The 16,018-nt window shown below is 44.6% G+C and carries 20 protein-coding genes; 13 read left to right on the top strand and 7 right to left on the bottom strand.

Going from position 1 to position 16,018, the window contains the following annotated elements:
- Positions 1-3 precede the first annotated feature (3 nt).
- Positions 4-723, top strand: coding sequence for an aquaporin Z (gene aqpZ, locus ACE1CM_RS31185; RefSeq protein WP_374882748.1), 720 nt, complete (start codon positions 4-6; stop codon positions 721-723).
- Between the two features lie 56 nt (positions 724-779).
- Here aqpZ and cynS read toward each other — a convergent pair whose 3' ends face one another.
- The 5 genes from cynS to ACE1CM_RS31160 form a co-directional block, all read right to left on the bottom strand.
- On the bottom strand, positions 780-1,217 hold the full coding sequence (cynS, locus tag ACE1CM_RS31180) for a cyanase (protein ID WP_374882747.1): 438 nt from the start codon (positions 1,215-1,217) through the stop codon (positions 780-782).
- Positions 1,218-1,408: 191 nt separating this feature from the next.
- Complete coding sequence (locus ACE1CM_RS31175; RefSeq protein ID WP_374882746.1) at positions 1,409-2,383, bottom strand: carbohydrate kinase; 975 nt, start codon at positions 2,381-2,383, stop codon at positions 1,409-1,411.
- A gap of 167 nt (positions 2,384-2,550) precedes the next feature.
- The gene (locus tag ACE1CM_RS31170; protein ID WP_374882745.1) at positions 2,551-2,697 is read right to left on the bottom strand and encodes a hypothetical protein; all 147 of its coding nucleotides are present in this window, start codon (positions 2,695-2,697) and stop codon (positions 2,551-2,553) included.
- Positions 2,698-3,092: 395 nt separating this feature from the next.
- Positions 3,093-3,368 (bottom strand): hypothetical protein, encoded by a 276-nt coding sequence (locus ACE1CM_RS31165; protein ID WP_374882744.1) that lies wholly within the window; start codon positions 3,366-3,368, stop codon positions 3,093-3,095.
- Between the two features lie 159 nt (positions 3,369-3,527).
- A complete protein-coding gene (locus ACE1CM_RS31160) occupies positions 3,528-3,629 on the bottom strand; it encodes a helix-turn-helix domain-containing protein (RefSeq protein ID WP_374882862.1) in 102 nt (33 codons plus the stop codon).
- A gap of 302 nt (positions 3,630-3,931) precedes the next feature.
- Here ACE1CM_RS31160 and ACE1CM_RS31155 point away from each other — a divergent pair, with 302 nt between their 5' ends.
- The 8 genes from ACE1CM_RS31155 to cax all read left to right on the top strand — a co-directional run bounded on the left by ACE1CM_RS31155 (position 3,932) and on the right by cax (position 9,591).
- Positions 3,932-4,225: a LuxR C-terminal-related transcriptional regulator gene (locus ACE1CM_RS31155; RefSeq protein ID WP_374882743.1), complete on the top strand. Its 294-nt coding sequence runs from the start codon at positions 3,932-3,934 to the stop codon at positions 4,223-4,225.
- Between the two features lie 188 nt (positions 4,226-4,413).
- Complete coding sequence (locus ACE1CM_RS31150; protein WP_374882742.1) at positions 4,414-5,046, top strand: DUF6391 domain-containing protein; 633 nt, start codon at positions 4,414-4,416, stop codon at positions 5,044-5,046.
- Positions 5,047-5,151: 105 nt separating this feature from the next.
- Positions 5,152-5,391 (top strand): photosystem I reaction center subunit IV, encoded by a 240-nt coding sequence (locus ACE1CM_RS31145; protein WP_374882741.1) that lies wholly within the window; start codon positions 5,152-5,154, stop codon positions 5,389-5,391.
- A gap of 340 nt (positions 5,392-5,731) precedes the next feature.
- Entirely contained in the window at positions 5,732-6,097 is a 366-nt protein-coding gene (locus ACE1CM_RS31140) for a photosystem I reaction center subunit IV (RefSeq protein WP_374882740.1), read from the top strand.
- Positions 6,098-6,100: 3 nt separating this feature from the next.
- Positions 6,101-7,009 (top strand): DNA-formamidopyrimidine glycosylase, encoded by a 909-nt coding sequence (locus ACE1CM_RS31135; protein WP_374882739.1) that lies wholly within the window; start codon positions 6,101-6,103, stop codon positions 7,007-7,009.
- 135 nt (positions 7,010-7,144) lie between these two features.
- On the top strand, positions 7,145-7,360 hold the full coding sequence (locus ACE1CM_RS31130) for an NAD(P)H-quinone oxidoreductase subunit O (RefSeq protein WP_374882738.1): 216 nt from the start codon (positions 7,145-7,147) through the stop codon (positions 7,358-7,360).
- A complete protein-coding gene (mdh, locus tag ACE1CM_RS31125; RefSeq protein ID WP_374882737.1) occupies positions 7,357-8,343 on the top strand; it encodes a malate dehydrogenase in 987 nt (328 codons plus the stop codon). Before ACE1CM_RS31130 ends, mdh begins: the two co-directional genes overlap by 4 nt.
- A 162-nt stretch (positions 8,344-8,505) precedes the next feature.
- A complete protein-coding gene (gene cax, locus ACE1CM_RS31120) occupies positions 8,506-9,591 on the top strand; it encodes a calcium/proton exchanger (protein ID WP_374882736.1) in 1,086 nt (361 codons plus the stop codon).
- Between the two features lie 172 nt (positions 9,592-9,763).
- Here the strand turns inward: cax and ACE1CM_RS31115 are convergent, their stop codons facing one another.
- Positions 9,764-10,444, bottom strand: coding sequence for a Uma2 family endonuclease (locus ACE1CM_RS31115; protein WP_374882735.1), 681 nt, complete (start codon positions 10,442-10,444; stop codon positions 9,764-9,766).
- 404 nt (positions 10,445-10,848) lie between these two features.
- Between ACE1CM_RS31115 and ACE1CM_RS31110 the strand changes: the two genes are divergently transcribed.
- From ACE1CM_RS31110 to ACE1CM_RS31095, 4 genes are all read left to right on the top strand, one after another.
- Positions 10,849-11,100 (top strand): hypothetical protein, encoded by a 252-nt coding sequence (locus ACE1CM_RS31110; protein ID WP_374882734.1) that lies wholly within the window; start codon positions 10,849-10,851, stop codon positions 11,098-11,100.
- A gap of 414 nt (positions 11,101-11,514) precedes the next feature.
- Positions 11,515-12,210 (top strand): hypothetical protein, encoded by a 696-nt coding sequence (locus tag ACE1CM_RS31105; RefSeq protein WP_374882733.1) that lies wholly within the window; start codon positions 11,515-11,517, stop codon positions 12,208-12,210.
- A 58-nt stretch (positions 12,211-12,268) separates the two neighbouring features.
- Positions 12,269-14,164 carry a P-loop NTPase fold protein gene (locus tag ACE1CM_RS31100; protein WP_374882732.1) on the top strand — a complete coding sequence of 632 codons (1,896 nt, stop codon included), beginning with the start codon at positions 12,269-12,271 and terminating at the stop codon, positions 14,162-14,164.
- 227 nt (positions 14,165-14,391) lie between these two features.
- Positions 14,392-15,777, top strand: coding sequence for a DUF1802 family protein (locus ACE1CM_RS31095; RefSeq protein WP_374882731.1), 1,386 nt, complete (start codon positions 14,392-14,394; stop codon positions 15,775-15,777).
- A gap of 5 nt (positions 15,778-15,782) precedes the next feature.
- Here the strand turns inward: ACE1CM_RS31095 and ACE1CM_RS31090 are convergent, their stop codons facing one another.
- The gene (locus tag ACE1CM_RS31090) at positions 15,783-15,962 is read right to left on the bottom strand and encodes a hypothetical protein (protein WP_374882730.1); all 180 of its coding nucleotides are present in this window, start codon (positions 15,960-15,962) and stop codon (positions 15,783-15,785) included.
- Positions 15,963-16,018 lie beyond the last annotated feature (56 nt).

The following is a 16,018-nucleotide window of genomic DNA, read 5'->3' as shown; positions in this document are numbered from 1 at the left end:
ATCATGAACAAAAACACAAAAATACTGGTCGCTGAAGCGATCGGTACTTTCGTATTGGTGTTCGGCGGATGCGGAAGTGCAGTTTTAGCGGGCAAACAAATAGGCTTTTTGGGAGTATCGTTTGCCTTTGGTTTATCTTTGCTGATCATGGCTTACACCATCGGGGAAATTTCCGGGTGTCATATTAATCCAGCGGTAACAATTGGGTTAGTCGTTGCCAAAAAAGTAGAGCCGCGTTTTGTGCCTTTTTACATAATTGGGCAGATTGTAGGCGGAATTATAGCGGGTGGCGTGTTGTATTTAGTTGCTTCGCAAACGACCGGCTTTGATATTACTAAAGGATTTGCTACCAATGGATTTGGGGAGCATTCTCCTGGAGGTTACGGTCTAGTAGCAGCAGCAATTACCGAGATTGTATTAACCGCATTCTTGCTGTTTACGATTATGGGAACAACCCATCCAAAATTCCCAGCAGGTTTTGCAGGTCTTTCTATCGGTTTGATGCTGGTGTTAATCCATTTGGTGGGTATTCCCGTAACCAACACATCAGTTAATCCTGCCAGAAGCATCGGTGTGGCAGTATATCAAGGTGGATGGGCTATAGGACAATTGTGGTTGTTTATTGTTGCTCCGATTGTCGGTGCTGTTTTAGGAGTGTACGCTTACAAATTAATTAAGCCCGACGAAAGAGCTAGGAGTTATCAGGAAGAAGTGCCAGTCTAGGTATGGAAATTCGCGACAATAAGTGTAGGGTGGGGGTTACCCACCCTATTAATGGGTTACCACTTTTTGTAGGGTAAGAATTTTCCAGACATGATGACTTTAACCCTGTCGCCCTTTGGATCTTCTTCCTTTTCCACATCCAAGGTAAAGTCGATCGCGCTCATAATTCCGTCGCCAAACTTGTCGTGAATCACTGCCTTCAGCGGCATTCCATAAACTTGCATAATTTCGTAAAAACGATAAATTAACGGGTCAGTTGGGACAACTGGTCCCAATCCTTTGAGCGGACATTCGGTTAATTCTTTGGCATAAATGGGAGGAAGATCTAACGCTTCGATCAGTTTATTGGCTTCGTCTTCCGAAGCACTCGCTTGACGGTAGATAACCGCTGCGATCCAAACTTCGTCGCGTCCTAAGATTTTTTCCAAGTCGGAAAAGGAAATGTTCTTTTCTTTTTTTGCGGCTAACAGTTGCTGGGTAACTTCTGGAAGCATAAAAAACTCCGAAAATTGGGAATTGGGAATTGGGAATTGGGGATTTCAGATTTGAGATGGCAGATTTCAGATTAATCTCAATCTAAAATCTCAAATTTAAAATCTAAAATATTAAGGGGATTTCAGATTTGAGATGGCAGATTTCAGATTAATCTCAATCTCAAATCTCAAATCTAAAATCTAAAATAAAATTAATGCGATCGCAAGAACTCTTCCACTTCGTCTGCGGTAGGTTGGGCGGCGATCGCACCTGGTTTCATGGCTATCATCGCCCCGACGGCACTCGCATAAGCCACCATATGCCTAGCGGTTTGGGGATCGCTTAAGGCTTTGATTCCTTTGAGGCAAATTTGGTGGATAATACCAGCGACAAAGCCATCCCCGGCGCCTGTGGTATCCTCAGCTTTGACGGGGAAAGCAGGTAATCTGCCTTCATTTTCGTGAGCAAAGCAGAACGAACAACCCTTTTCGCCATCGGTGATTAGAACTCCTTCCAGGGAGTCGAACCGATCGGCGATCGCTTTCGCATCGCAGGTACCAAATAGCCATTCAGCTTCTTCGAGGGAAAGCTTGACAAAATCAACATGTTGAATTAAGTCCAGGATCGGCGCGGTGGCGGCATTGGGCTCGGGCCAAAACATGGGACGCCAGTTTACATCCACCAAGATTTTAAGATGATACTGCTCTGCTAATTGAATAGCCCTAGTAATAGCTTGTCGCGTTTGGGGATAAGCGAGTTCGAGGGTACCGAGTACCAAAAATTCTGCGCGTTCAAATAGTTCTACCGGAAGTTGGTCAGCTTGCAGGAAGGCGTCGGCAAATTCTGTTGTATCGCGAGATCCGAATCCGGCGAAACTGCGATCGCCTGCAAGACTTCGCAAAACGTAAACTTGGCGCGTCGGGGCTTTTGGATGACGCCCAATGCCAGTGCTATCTACTCCTATTTTCTCTAGCAACTGTACAAGCGAGTTCCCCGCTTCATCCTGACCGACACAACCGATAAAGCCAGACGAGGTTCCCAACTTTACTAAAGCACAAGCTACATTCGCGGGCGCACCTCCCGGATAGTGAGTCCAAGACTCGACAGCTTCGAGGGGGCGACCTGGTTGATCTGCCAGACAGTCGAATAAAACTTCACCAAGGCAGAGAACACGGGCATTTGACACGGGTACGTTCCTTTTGTTGGATGTTAGGCAAACAGGGTTAACTACCCCACCTTATAGGGTTTCTGTACTCATAGGCGAGGTCCCAGCTTTGGTCTTACCTCGCCGACTACAGCAAAAGACGGCTCAACCTTCCGCCTCTAGAATTCTGATACTATAAGGTCTAATATTTATCGCTGCGTTTCCATCTCGAGCGTGGTGAGTGCCACGACAAGAGGACAAGTCCACTGCCTCACCTCCAACGGCATTTCATCAACTTGATAGAAACAATTAGAGCAAATTTTGGAACTGGGGAACCATCTATCAATTTCAACCAACTTTCCACCCTTGCGTTCTAACTTATAGGCTAAAAAGTTGGTAAATATTCCCCAGCTAGTAACTCAAGTTGCTAGTTATACAACCCTCCTTTTGTATGAGGTACCTAGTTGCGCTGTCTTCGCTCTTATAGCAATTTGAACAGCGAAGACAGCGCAACTACGTACTCACAATATAAGTAACTAGCAACTTGCGTTACTATAAGATATTGCTTTAGCCAAACTCTGATTGCGTACCATGGGAAACGAGCGTGAAGTTTCTCTAGTATGACAGCAAGGCTTAGCTGCCCAACTTATAACTAAGTTTATTTAGAAAATCTTGCCGTGAATAGCTAACCCGTTCGTAGACTTTGGCGACAACTTTTCGAGATTTTTTGCTTGAATTACCCCCCTTCTGTTTACCTGCTAGTTTCTTGGTGCTGGCGCTTGATGTTTTTCTCGTGTTTTGCTAGCTGCTTAGGATTTACAAGACGTTTAACTTTTCCCGAGCGTAGTGGATTTTTACCTGGTTGAGAAAACACTTTTGACCGAAACTGCCAGGGTTTCTTTATGAAAAAGCCAAAGTCACGCTCCCACATTGAAGTAAAAGCTTGTTCAAGTCTTTTAAGTGTTTGTTGCAGCACTTGAGCAGCTACCCGTTTTAAGGAGGAGTATTTCTCTTTCGCAACAGTCAAAGACTTACACTGACTAGCAAAAGTAGGACATGGTGTATCTGCTGGGATTATGTATTCAGACCCCAATCAACCAGCACAGGACTTACGCAAGGGCGTTGCCAGAAACAAAGGTGAAGAGTTGATATATCGTTTACAAACCAACGATTTTGCAGATCGCCCTTAGTTTCTTTGCTTAAGTCCTGAAGCATTAACTTGACATGAGCTTGACTTGTACCAATCTTGACATTCAGCAACAGCATAATTGTAGACTTTGCGATTAATTTCTCACCAGTCTTGAAAAATCTCTACCTGCTGTTTGGTTGGTTGTAGTCAGAATTCATCCGTCAAAGAAAACACTTGCGATCGCTTCCTTTGGTTCAGCATACCATACCTTTCATAGTATCGTTAGGTATAGGCAGTTAAAACGGCTAGTGTCGCTTTTCCACCCGGCAATCAATTGAAGGGGCTACCCTTGCTCCCGCGCTATTTTAGGTATATATCACCGGCAAGACAGAGGAGAAAAGCCATCTCGTACATTATTCTAAGGTTAGACTAAGTACATATACAGGTATAGGAATCGATATATGGCTGGTAACGCTTCAGAATCCCCTGCATCCCTTTCAGAAAGGGAACTGCAAATCATCGATCTAGTCGCGGCGGGCTTGACTAACCACGATATAGCCGAACAGCTGGAAATTAGCAAGCGCACCGTTGACAATCACATTAGCAACATTCTGACCAAGACCGGGACAGACAACCGGGTGGCGCTGGTGCGGTGGGCGTTGCAGTGGGGCAAAGTTTGTATTGATGAAGTCAACTGCTGTACCCTGCCAACAACTCCGGTCACAAATCTCAAGAAGGATCAAGTCATGTCCTGATCGAATCCGGAACGGGAAAAGGCGATCGCTTGCAACAAGCAAGCACTAAGTTTAACAGGAGAGAGCGGCTGACACCTTTGGGTCAGCCCTCAATTTTATCAACAAAAATTTGCAGCTACTTCAGAGCATCCAGCGATACAGTTGAGAAAACGTATCGTGCGATCGCCTGCCTTAAGATAAGTTGTGATATGACTACCTCTGCTTCTACTCAAACTCCTTTTGACTCGTTCGCCTGGGATTGGACGGCGCCTTACCCCACACAGGATGCCGATTTACTCAAACAACTTAACTTTATTCCGGGTTTAAAAGAAATTCTGATGTTACGGCAGGTTCATGCCCTCGAACACGCCACAGTTTGGGTGTTGAGCAACTCTGGCGCTGCTGAGTACAGCGCTGCTACGACTCGCGATAACGAGTTATTGGGGGGGATGTCTACCGAGCATGGATTCTACCTCTACGGACAGGTAAACGCAACCGATCTGTGGCGTGCTGTCCGGATGGCGTTGCAACGCATTACCAGCGGTGAATGGGATTTAGCCGTCCATCCCCGCTGCGGGACAAATTTATCCGTCTCCATGATGCTGACGTTTGGACTCGCATTGGGGATGCATCTGCTTTTGCCGCGCGGCCCAGTTGAGCAGATAATTGCTTTGGGCGTGGCGGCGATGGCAGCATCCCAAATCGCGCCCAATGCGGGTGCGATCGCCCAAAAATACCTGACGACCGCGATTCCGTTTAATCTAGTCATCGCAGACATTACTTTTACTCGCGATGTCTGGGGGCGTCCAGCCCATTTCGTCCGCCTGCGGTGGGTAGAATAGCAACAAAACTTAAAACTTAAACCGCTCAGTACGTACCTGTGCGATAGTACGCTGTATAGCAATTCCGCAATCATTTGCAGATACATCTCGAAAGGGAAAACACACATGGCTATTCAACGTGGTTCTAAAGTGCGAGTTCTCCGCAAAGATTCCTACTGGTATCAAGATGTCGGCACGGTGGCTTCCATCGACACTAGCGGCATCAAGTACAACGTGATCGTTCGCTTTGAGAAAGTCAATTACAGCGGTTTTAGCGGCAGCGCGAGTGGCGTCAACAGCAATAACTTTGCCGTGAGCGAACTCGAAGAAGTTGAAGCACCCGCTCCAGCTAAGGCTAAGAAGTAGGCAGTAGGGGCACGGCATGACAAATTTTGAGGTCGTAACCGCAGATTTTGGCACGCGGTGCCCACGGCATGAGAAATTTTGAGGTCGTAACCGCAGATTTTGGCACGCCGTGCCCTTACTAATGCCTCTGATTGCAGATGAAATGCCGAAACATGAAAACAAAAATATACCTTTAGTGTGACCGCTGGGTTAGTTCTAAATGCTGAATCAGAAAAAAAATCAGCCTTCGGCGTGATCCAGGTGTCAGCCCTACGGTAGTATGTTGGGAAAGCCTTGAGTTAGTAACCTATAAATCGATTACCTAATCGGTTAAAAATTCATCATAAAAGGGACGGATCTCATGGCTATTCAACGTGGTTCTAAAGTACGAGTTCTGCGGAAAGAATCCTACTGGTTTCAAGATATAGGAACGGTGGCTTCTGTTGACCAGAGCGGCATCAAATATCCGGTTATCGTTCGCTTTGAAAAGCTTAACTACGCAGGCGTTAATACTAATAACTTTGGTATGAACGAACTAGAAGAAGTGGCAGGAGCGCAAAAAAGCACGCCCGCAGCTTCCGGCGGTTACCAAACCAAACTCGACGCAGGTCGCCGCAAGACAGGTGTTGATATGCCAACCGACGGCAAACCAACTGCTGCACCAGAGTCTGGAGAAGGCAGTGCTGTAGTAGCAGGATCTCCAAATCAAGGAACTGAATCTCGTTAAAAAGTGCCGGAATTACCCGAAGTAGAAACAGTTAAACGCGGTCTGAATCAAGTAACCTTGAACCAGCAAATCCAGGGTGGAGATGTTTTGCTCTCCCGCACCATCGCCCACCCGTTTTCTGCTGTCGAGTTTTTGGTTGGGGTTAAAGATACTGCAATTGTGCAGTGGCATCGCCGGGGTAAGTATTTGCTGGCAGAATTGGCAGTAAAAGAGGAACAGACGGGGGGACGCTCTGATGCGGGGACGCGGGGAGAGGAAGAAGATGGTTCAATGCAAAATTCTGCGGGGTGGTTGGGGGTTCATTTGCGGATGACGGGACAATTGCTTTGGTTGCATCGCGATGCGCCTTTGCAGAAACATACGCGGGTAAGATTGTTTTTTGGGTCAGATTGGGAGTTGCGGTTTGTAGATCAGCGCACGTTTGGGCAGATGTGGTGGGTTCCACCAACAGAAGCACCCGAAAAAGCGATCGCCGGATTAAAAAAATTGGGTCCAGATCCGTTTTCAGATGGGTTTACTGTGGATTATTTGGTGGAAAAATGGCGCTCGCGTCGTCGTCCGATTAAAAACGCGCTTCTTGATCAGGAGTTAGTCGCCGGAATCGGTAATATCTATGCCGATGAAGCGCTGTTTCTCGCTGGCGTTCGACCAACTACCCTGTGTACGGAATTAAATAGGGAACAAATCGAACGTATAAGAAATGTAATTATCGAGGTTTTGCAAGCAAGTATTGAGGCGGGAGGAACAACTTTCAGTAATTTCATAAACGTACAAGGTATGAATGGAAACTATGGAGGCGTGGCTTGGGTTTATAACCGCGATCGCCAACCCTGTCGCGTCTGCGGCAGCACGATTGAGAAATTGAAGTTAGCAGGACGATCGGCGCATTTTTGTCCCCAGTGTCAGTGTTGACCAAGAAGACGCAAAGACGCCCAGACACCGGAGATGCTCTCTTGCACCGTTCTCAAGTGAGAAGCACCCGGTCTGATGACAAACCATTTTAAAATGCAAGCAGGTATAGATAAAGAAGTGTTGAAAGAGTGAGCTATGGCAGTCAAAAAGGGCGATTTGGTGCGTGCGGTGCGGGAAAAGTTGGAAAACAGCATAGAAGCGAAGGCTAGCGATACGCGCTTCCCGCCTTATATTTTTGATAGCAAGGGGGAAGTGGTAGACTTACGGGGTGACTATGCCCTGGTCAAGTTTGGGAAAGTTCCCACCCCAAATATTTGGTTGCGTGCAGATCAATTGGAAGCTTTTAAATGATAGTGCATTCCTCTGTTTGGCCTTCACATCGTCCGGCACGGGTTTCGATTATCGGTGCTGGAAAAGTTGGTAGCACCTTGGCACAGCGAATTGTGGAGAAAAATATTGCTGATGTGGTGTTGCTGGATGTGGTGCCTGGTTTGGCAGAGGGAATGGCGCTGGATCTGATGCAGGCGCGGGGGATTGAGAGATGCGATCGCTTCGTTTTCGGTACGAATAATTACGCAGATACGGCAGATTCTAATGTAGTAGTTATTGCTGCCGGAAGTCCGCGCAAACCGGGAATGAGTCGCGACGATTTGTTGCAGGTTAATGCAAAAATAGTGGTCGAGGCAGCTAAGAATGCGATCGCACATTCCCCCGATGCAATTTTGCTCGTGGTTACCAATCCGCTAGATGTCATGACTTACCTGGCATGGCAAGCTAGCGGATTGCCATCTCAGCGCATCGTTGGCATGGCAGGCGGTTTAGATTCAGCTAGATTTCAAGCATTTATTGCCATGGAATTAGGCGTGCCGACTGTGGATGTCAGCGCAATGGTACTGGGAAGTCACGGCGATTTAATGGTACCTTTACCCCGATATTGCACAGTCAGCGGCATTCCGATTACCGAATTAATGGAAAATGCAACCATCGAGCGTTTAGTAGAAAGGACTCGTAACGCCGGTGCAGAGATTGTGCATTTGTTGCAGACGGGGGGTGCTTATTTCACTCCTGCTGCTACTACTTGTTTGATGGTGGAATCGATTTTATTTAACCAGTCGCGCTTCATGCCAGCTTCCGCTTATTTGCAAGGGGAATACGGTTTAAAAGATATTTTTATTGGCGTTCCCTGTCGCTTGGGAAGCATAGGCGTTGAAAGCGTATTGGAATTAAATTTAACCGAAACCGAACGCGCCGCGCTCCATGTTTCGGCTCAGTCTGTGCTAAAAAATATCCACCGTGCGAATGAAATGTTAGGTGTTAAATTGGGCAACAATTAATGTAGGGTGCGTTAGGCGAAAGCCGTAACGCACCATTGGGTGGCAACTGGGTGCGGGTTTAAATAAACAGTCGATGATTGCATAGATAGTTGCTAAAACCCGCCCCTACATATCTGACCAATTACCAATTACCAATTAGCAATTAGCAATTAGCAATTACCAATGACCATCAAAAAAATTATTTCGATTGGATTGTTAGTTTTCATCCCCATTTCGATTGCAGCGGAATATTTAGAATGGGGTGCGCTGACAGTTTTTATCACAGCGGCGCTAGCAATTGTACCGCTGGCAATTTGGTTAAGTACGGCAACGGAAGAAGTAGCTATTGCAGTGGGTCCTTCGATTGGTGCTTTGTTAAATGCCGTGTTTGGTAATGCGACTGAGTTGATTATTGCTTTAGTAGCTTTAAAGTCGGGATTGGTTGATATTGTTAAAGCGAGTATTACGGGAACAATTATCAGCAACCTGCTGTTAGTGATGGGACTTTCGATGCTGTTTGGGGGAGTAAGATATAAAGAACAGGAATTTCAACCGATAGTGGCGCGAGTGAATGGGTCATCGATGACATTGGCGGCGATCGCCATCGTTTTACCGACGACGGTAATCTACACCTCGAATGGCGTTGAAGATGCAGCAATTCGCAATCTTTCCTTAATTGCGGCAATTGTATTAATCGCGGTTTATGCGCTAACGCTGCTGTTTTCTTTGAAGACTCATAGCTACCTATACGAAGTTGGATTGGTCGAATTAGAAACAGAAGATGGCGAAAATACAGAAGCAGAGAAGCCAAATTTAAAACTTTGGTTAGCTGTGTTGGTAATATCAACAATTGCCGTAGCGTTTGAATCGGAAATATTTGTTGGCGCGGTGGAAGAAGCGACCAAAGGATTGGGGTTAACGCCGCTGTTTACGGGGGTGATTCTTTTGCCATTAGTTGGCGGTGCGGCAGAATATGTTACCGCAGTCAGCGTGGCGATTAAAAATAATATGGAACTATCGGTTTCGGTGGCGATGGGGTCGAGTTTGTTAGTCGCTTTGTTGGTAGCTCCGGTTTTAGTTCTGGTAGGATTTGTTATTGGTCAACCGATGGATTTGAATTTTAATCCATTTGAAGTAGTGGCGGTGGCGATCGCCGTCCTTATTGCCAATTTAATTAGTTTAGACGGAAGATCGAACTGGTTGGAAGGAACGCTACTTTTGGCAACTTATATCGTTTTAGGAACGGCTTTTTATTTTCATCCGGTTTAGGATTTGGCTAATGGCTAATTGCTAATTGCTAATTGCTAATAGGTAATTGAATTTTAACTATTAGCCATTAGCCTACGCCAATCACCGTTTCTCTGAAAAATCGTCGCTTGTCAACTAAAGAATGCAGCAAGAAACCCGGTTTCTATTAACCATTAGCCATTAGCATATTGCGCTAAATTGTATCTGGAACGATATTCAATTCTCGCAACTTTGCTGCTAATCTTTCTGATTTTTGAGCTAACTGTTGTACCTCTTCTTCCGGCGATAAAACCAACTGTCCTTCTGAGGTGAAATAGCGCAATTTTCCGGAGTGAATTCCCAGATACAATTGTAACTGGTGACTCCACAACAAACCTTGTGAGTTTGGTTCTATTGGTTGATACTGACCATCGACTAAATGGAATCCAGCAAATTCTAATCTATCGGGGTCGAACCAAAAATAATCGGGGGTGCGAAATATTTCTTGGTAAATTTGTTTTTTTAATCCTCTGTCAGTGGCGGCTGTTGAATCAGAAAGGATTTCTATAATTAAGTTAGGATACTTGCCATTTTCTTCCCAAACAACCCAACTTTTGCGGGGTTTTGGATCGGTTCCTAGCACCACAAAAAAATCGGGACCTCGGAAGTCTTCAGATTTTCGCTGATCAGGACTGTAGTATATGGTAAGGTTACCAGTAGCAAAATAGTCTTGACGATCTCTCCACCACCAGTTAAGGCAGTTCAGAAGCAGCAAAATTTGGAGTAAATGCAGGTGAGTTTCCCAGGGAGGTTCGTTGCTATATAAATCGCTAGGTGGAAAGATAACATCTTTTGGCAAATCTGCCGTAGTTTCTAAATCTTTAGCGAGGGACATAACTTGAGGAGAGGAGTGAGTATGAGTCTAGTTTAGTGGAGTGGGATTTAGACGATCGCTTAATCGGGAAGAATCCAGTGGGATACCTGCTACGGACACCCACTCGCGCTTCCCACATGGGAGAGCGATACGTGCTACCCACAAGCTACCCTTCGGGAACTGCTTCGCAGAACGCGATCCCACTTGCTTGCCAGACCCTATCGCTATTAGTATAAAAAGGATGCTCAAACTAAACTTTCGCGCATCTCTAAATTTAGATAGCAATCTGATACAGAGTGCTAGATAATGCTAGGATAGTCAGTGTAATTCCTGATAAGGATCTAGTCCCGTGGTAAGAAAGTAAATAACGAATATGTTAGACAAATCAGAAATAAAAACAATTAACAACTCGCCTGCTTCTAGCATTGTGGGAGTTAGGAGAGCATAAAAGTGATGAGGTGAAAAGGGTAGATTTGACGGAAAAAATTAAACGAACCGGAGAAAAAGCTTCAGATTATCAGATCATATTTGACAAATTGGAACAAGAGGGAGCGGACGCATTTGAGATCAAAAATCGCAACAGAGCGATCTACCTGACAGAAAAAGGCGTGCAGATGTTAAGGGAGTCGCTTAATAGTGACGAATTTTTTGAGAGTTCTGCTATGAATTTAGTTTAGCCGACTGGGTTTGGGGCGATCGCTTAAACTGACTCCACTACTGGGGAAAAATCTAGTGGGATACCTGCTATAGACGCCCACTCGCAATTTTCCTGCCGTTAGGCATACAGGATACTTGCGCTTCCCACATGGGAGAGCAATACCTGCTAGGCACATGCTGCGCGTGAAGCGTATCGCTTACGCGATAGCTTCGCTTCACGCGCAGCGGCGCGGATGCGCTTAGCTTTTGCCTTAGGGATACGCACTTGCTTGCCAGATGCAATCTCTATTAGTATAAAAAAGGGACTAAAACAAACCTTTCGTGCATCTCTAAATTTAGATACCCATCTGATTGGGAATGCTAGATAATGCTAGCATTTTTAGTGTAATAGCTGAGAATGCTAAATTCCCGTGCCAACAAAGTAAATAACGAATATGTCAGACACACCAGAAACAAAAACAGGTCTACGCAGCAGTGAAAGTCAATCAACAACTCGCCTGCTTCTAGCATTGTGGGAGTTAGGAGCGCATAAAAGTGATGAGGTGAAAAGGGTAGATTTGACGGAAAAAATTAAACGAACCGGAGAAAAAGCTTCAGATTATCAGAGCATATTTGATAAATTGGAGCAAGAGGGAGCGATCGCATTTGAGATCAAAAACCGCAACAGAGTCATCTTCCTGACAGAAAAAGGCGTGCAATTGCTAGGCGAATCGCTCAATAATCCCGAATTTGAGTTTGATAGTCAAATTGGCGCCAGAACGGCAAATGCTCTCTTGCGGTGGATGCGGGAAATGGCAAGTTATGGTAATGGAGCGAGTGCAACGGTAAAAGAAGAGAAGGTAGAAGGAGCGATCGCATCCTACGACGAGTTTAAGTCTGTGGCGTTGGAAGTATACGACAAGCTTAACAGCGACTACAACTTAGACAATCTAGTCCCGATTTATCAACTCAGGCGAGAAATTGGCGATCGCGTCAGCCGTTCTCAATTTAACGAGTGGCTGTTGGAAATGCAAACTAATGACATTTTCCAACTAATCGGCGGTGAAATGCCCGGTATTACCCCAGAGCAAGTGGAAGATTCTATCAAGACCAAAATTGGCGGAGTGCGTTACTACGCCAAACGCCTATAGTTCTCAAAACCGATCTATTTTGGTTACAGTTTACTACCTCACACACAAACCACAAACCATGACCAACCTCCAAGAAATTAATGCTGCTCTAGAGCGACAAAACCCCTTTGCCAAGCCCCCTTTTCTTAATGCACAAGATATTTGGGGGAAAGAATTCTTCGATTTTGAACCTTTAAACGCTCATGCTTCGGATGCTGTATTTAAAGCACTTGAGCAAATTCGTGCGGGTCAATATCCAACTACTTCAATCGCCATCACCGCTCAAAACGGCACAGGTAAAACCCACATTATCAGCCGCATCCGTCATCGTCTACAGTCTCAAGGCGGTGCATTGTTTATTTATGCGAACAAGTATGGGAATCCTCAGCAAATTAAACAAGGGTTCCAAACCATTTTAGCTGATAGTCTGGCAAATATTGGTAGCCAAGAAGTTCGGCAATGGCAAGAACTAGCGACGGCTATGGCTAATGAGGCATTAAGAGCCGCTAACCCGAACAACAATAATTATTTTCCCAAAGATCTAATCCAGAAAATAGAGAAATTTGAAGAAGCTAAACCTGAAGAATTTCAGACTTGGCTCAAAAAGCTTACTAAAACCTTTGGCAAAATAAAAGATGTTAACAATCCTGATATTGTCAGAGCAATTTTCTGGACACTTTCAGACGAACAAAACCTTTATGCAATCAAATGGTTAGGCGGTCAAGAACTAGCCCAATATAAAGCCAACGAACTGGGATTACCTACACAAAACCAATCTTTCGATGCAGTTATACAAATTCTGGCTCTGATTAGTGAATACAACGAAATCGTTATTTGTTTTGATGAACTAGACAGTCCAGAAATTGACCCTGAAACATCTTTAACCAGAGCGCAAGTTGTCGCCGGGTTAATCAAAGAACTGTTTGAAAATCTCAAGCGTGGGGTTATTCTCAGCGTCATGATGCCAGGTGTTTGGAGCAACAAAATCAAAACACTACCAGGGGGAGTGTCTGGCAAGATTTCTGCTCAAGGAAACCCTTTAGAACTCCAATATATGGATGGTAACTCTATCATCCAGTTAGTGAGTTTGTGGCTAGCAGAATACTACAAAGCCAAAAACTTAGTTCCTCCTAATCGAATTTACCCATTTACAGAAAGTCAACTCAGAAGTCTTGCAAGCGAAAAACCAACTGTTAGAGAAGTTTTGCAATGGTGCAGAGATAACTGCAACCCCGGCGTAGAACCACCAAACCCAGTTGAAGTTGCTTTTGCTAAAGAACTGGAAGAAGACCTTGGAAGTGCTTTAGATGATAATTACCTGATTGCTAATGCGCTTCTGTTTAGTTTCCAGAGGTTGATTGGTCAAACAGCTGAACGGGTAACAATTGAGGATGTGACAGATAAAGTCAGAAACAGAAGGAAAGATAATCACATCAATTTCAAGATAATTGGTAAGGATAGTGGACACAATGTAAGTATTGGAGTTGGCGTTCTTCAGCAGGCTAGCGGCAAATCTCTTGGCCCAGGATTAAAAAAATTAAATGATTACCAAAGCTTTGGTTTAACGAGGGGTTGTTTGGTTCGTTCCAAGAGTAAAAAAATTACTCCACATGTGGAAAAAACGTATATCATGCCCCTAGTTAAACAGAAAGGTGGGGAAGTTGTGCCGTTGAAAGAGGAGGAAGTCAAACCTTTAATAGCGATTCACGCCGTTTATCAAAAACGCGACGTTGACTATAAGGTGAGTGACTTACAGATTTTTAATTTTATCGCCGAGAAAGGGGCTGAAAAAATGCTAGGAGCGAGTAATCCTCTGCTTCAAGAGATTCTCAGCGATCCATCTTATGAAGTTCCTAGCGAGATGATTGAAGAAGAACCCGTAGTTTCAGAGGAAGCTGAAGCGGCTGATGGATCTGATTCGGATAATATAGAGGAGGGAATTGATAATTTACTCAGTCAGATAAATCAAGGCTGAATTTAACACTGGATTGTCTGATTTTTGGCATAAACCGCCCGTGTTAAAGCCCGCCCGTGTTAAATCAAAGCCCGCCAGGGGTTCAAACCCAAGGGCTTTTAGCGAAAGTCAGTTAAAACGGACTGAAAACCCAAATCTTCCCAGTCGGTTTTAACCGACTTAAGCTAAAAGCCCTTGGATTTAAATCCCTGGCGGGCTGGCGGAATAGCAGATAGTAACAAAACCTTATGACGCGACTCTATCTTGATACTGCAATTAGACTACCTGCGCCAGATGTTGAAGCATTAATCCAAGGGCGAGCGATCGCTGCTATACCTCAACAATTTCTCGATCCAGGGCGGATATTTGCCCTATATCCTGCTGATGCGGCTAACTCTGCATCCATAAATTCTCAAACAGTCCAGATTAAAGCTTGGGCTAGATGCGAACTTTGCCAAATCTTGGATAAGTCTGAACCTTTAGAATCTTTGTCTCGATTAACTATTTGGACAACGGCAGCTTTAGAAAATATCCTATCCCAACGTTCTTATATTTTTCTGGCCTATTTCCGCGTTTATTTACTAGCAGAACCATTAGAAATACCTGCAAATCCTCAAGGCCAATTTGTGGCGTTACCTCGCTCTTTGAGCGTTACAGATAATTCACCAGTGTTAAGCGATCGCACCTTCTCCCAACGCCGCCATCAGCTAGAAAACCGCCTCCCACCCCCCCATCCAGAATTAGAACAATTACAAGCAGATATTGCTCAATTAAACACCCCCGCCGCGAAACAATTAGACGAGCAAATCCAAATATTTTTAGGGTGGAAAAACCCAGAAAATAATCAAAAAAATCATCCCGATTTACCTTGGATTAAAACCATTAAAAGTTTAGGAGAACGCAGCCAAGAACTCGATGATAAAAAAAGCAATTACCAAGCTGGTACAGACTTTGAAAATATCGTCCGCAAAAGTTTAGAATATTTAGGTTTTACCGTCGATGAAGCCTACAAAGGCGGTGCAGGTGGCTTAGATTTATTCTGCTCAAAACCCTATCCTCTAGTTGGGGAATGCAAAGCCGGAAAAGCCATTCCCAGCCGTACCGCTGAAGAACTAATTAAACTGGGTGGAATGCGTCTGGATGACTCACAATTTCAAAATGCAGCTAAATTAATTATCGGCCCCGGTAAGCCTTCTAAAGATGTTTTAACAGCCGCACATAAATTCAAAATTAGCATCATTAATCCTATGAGCCTGCAAAAATTAACCGAATTACAAGCACAATATCCTGGTTCTGTCAACTTATTTGAGTTGAAGAAATATTTAGAACCGGGACAAATCGATAACAAAATTGACGAGTATGTTGAGAAAGTACTGAAAGAGGTTAAGCTACGATCCCACCTCGTTAGTCTAGTCAAAAAATACCTGGAAAATACAGGACTAGAGAATGTTGGGGTTGACGCTTTACACGGTATATATTTTGGCTCAAATCCAACTCAGCCATTAAAAACAGAGGAAATGTACGAAATTCTGCTCGAACTTTCCTCGCCGTTGACGGGATATTTGGGACGGAATAAAGGGAGCGATTGGAGGAGCGATCGCTTCTACTTCCTGCGAGAATTGAAGCTAGACTGAAACCATCATATAAAACGCTTGATTACTCTGACAACTTCGCATAATTCGTTGCTATTTTGCTTGATGAGCGTGAACTTATCTGACAAAGCATACTGACGCGCTCGCTTGTCTAACTTGACAAAAATATAGTCTTCCCCATTCATTATAGCGGTTTGCAACTTGGTAGAATACACTTTATTTTGCATAAGTTAAGTCCGCTACGTCGGGCTTCGTTTGTGTAGCGGCCCCCAGAATGGTGCCG

The sequence above is a fragment of the Microseira sp. BLCC-F43 genome (assembly GCF_041929235.1).
Classification (GTDB): Bacteria; Cyanobacteriota; Cyanobacteriia; order Cyanobacteriales; family Aerosakkonemataceae; genus Microseira.
The sequence above is the reverse complement of the archived record's forward strand: the minus strand, read 5'-3'. Positions and strand labels throughout refer to the sequence as shown.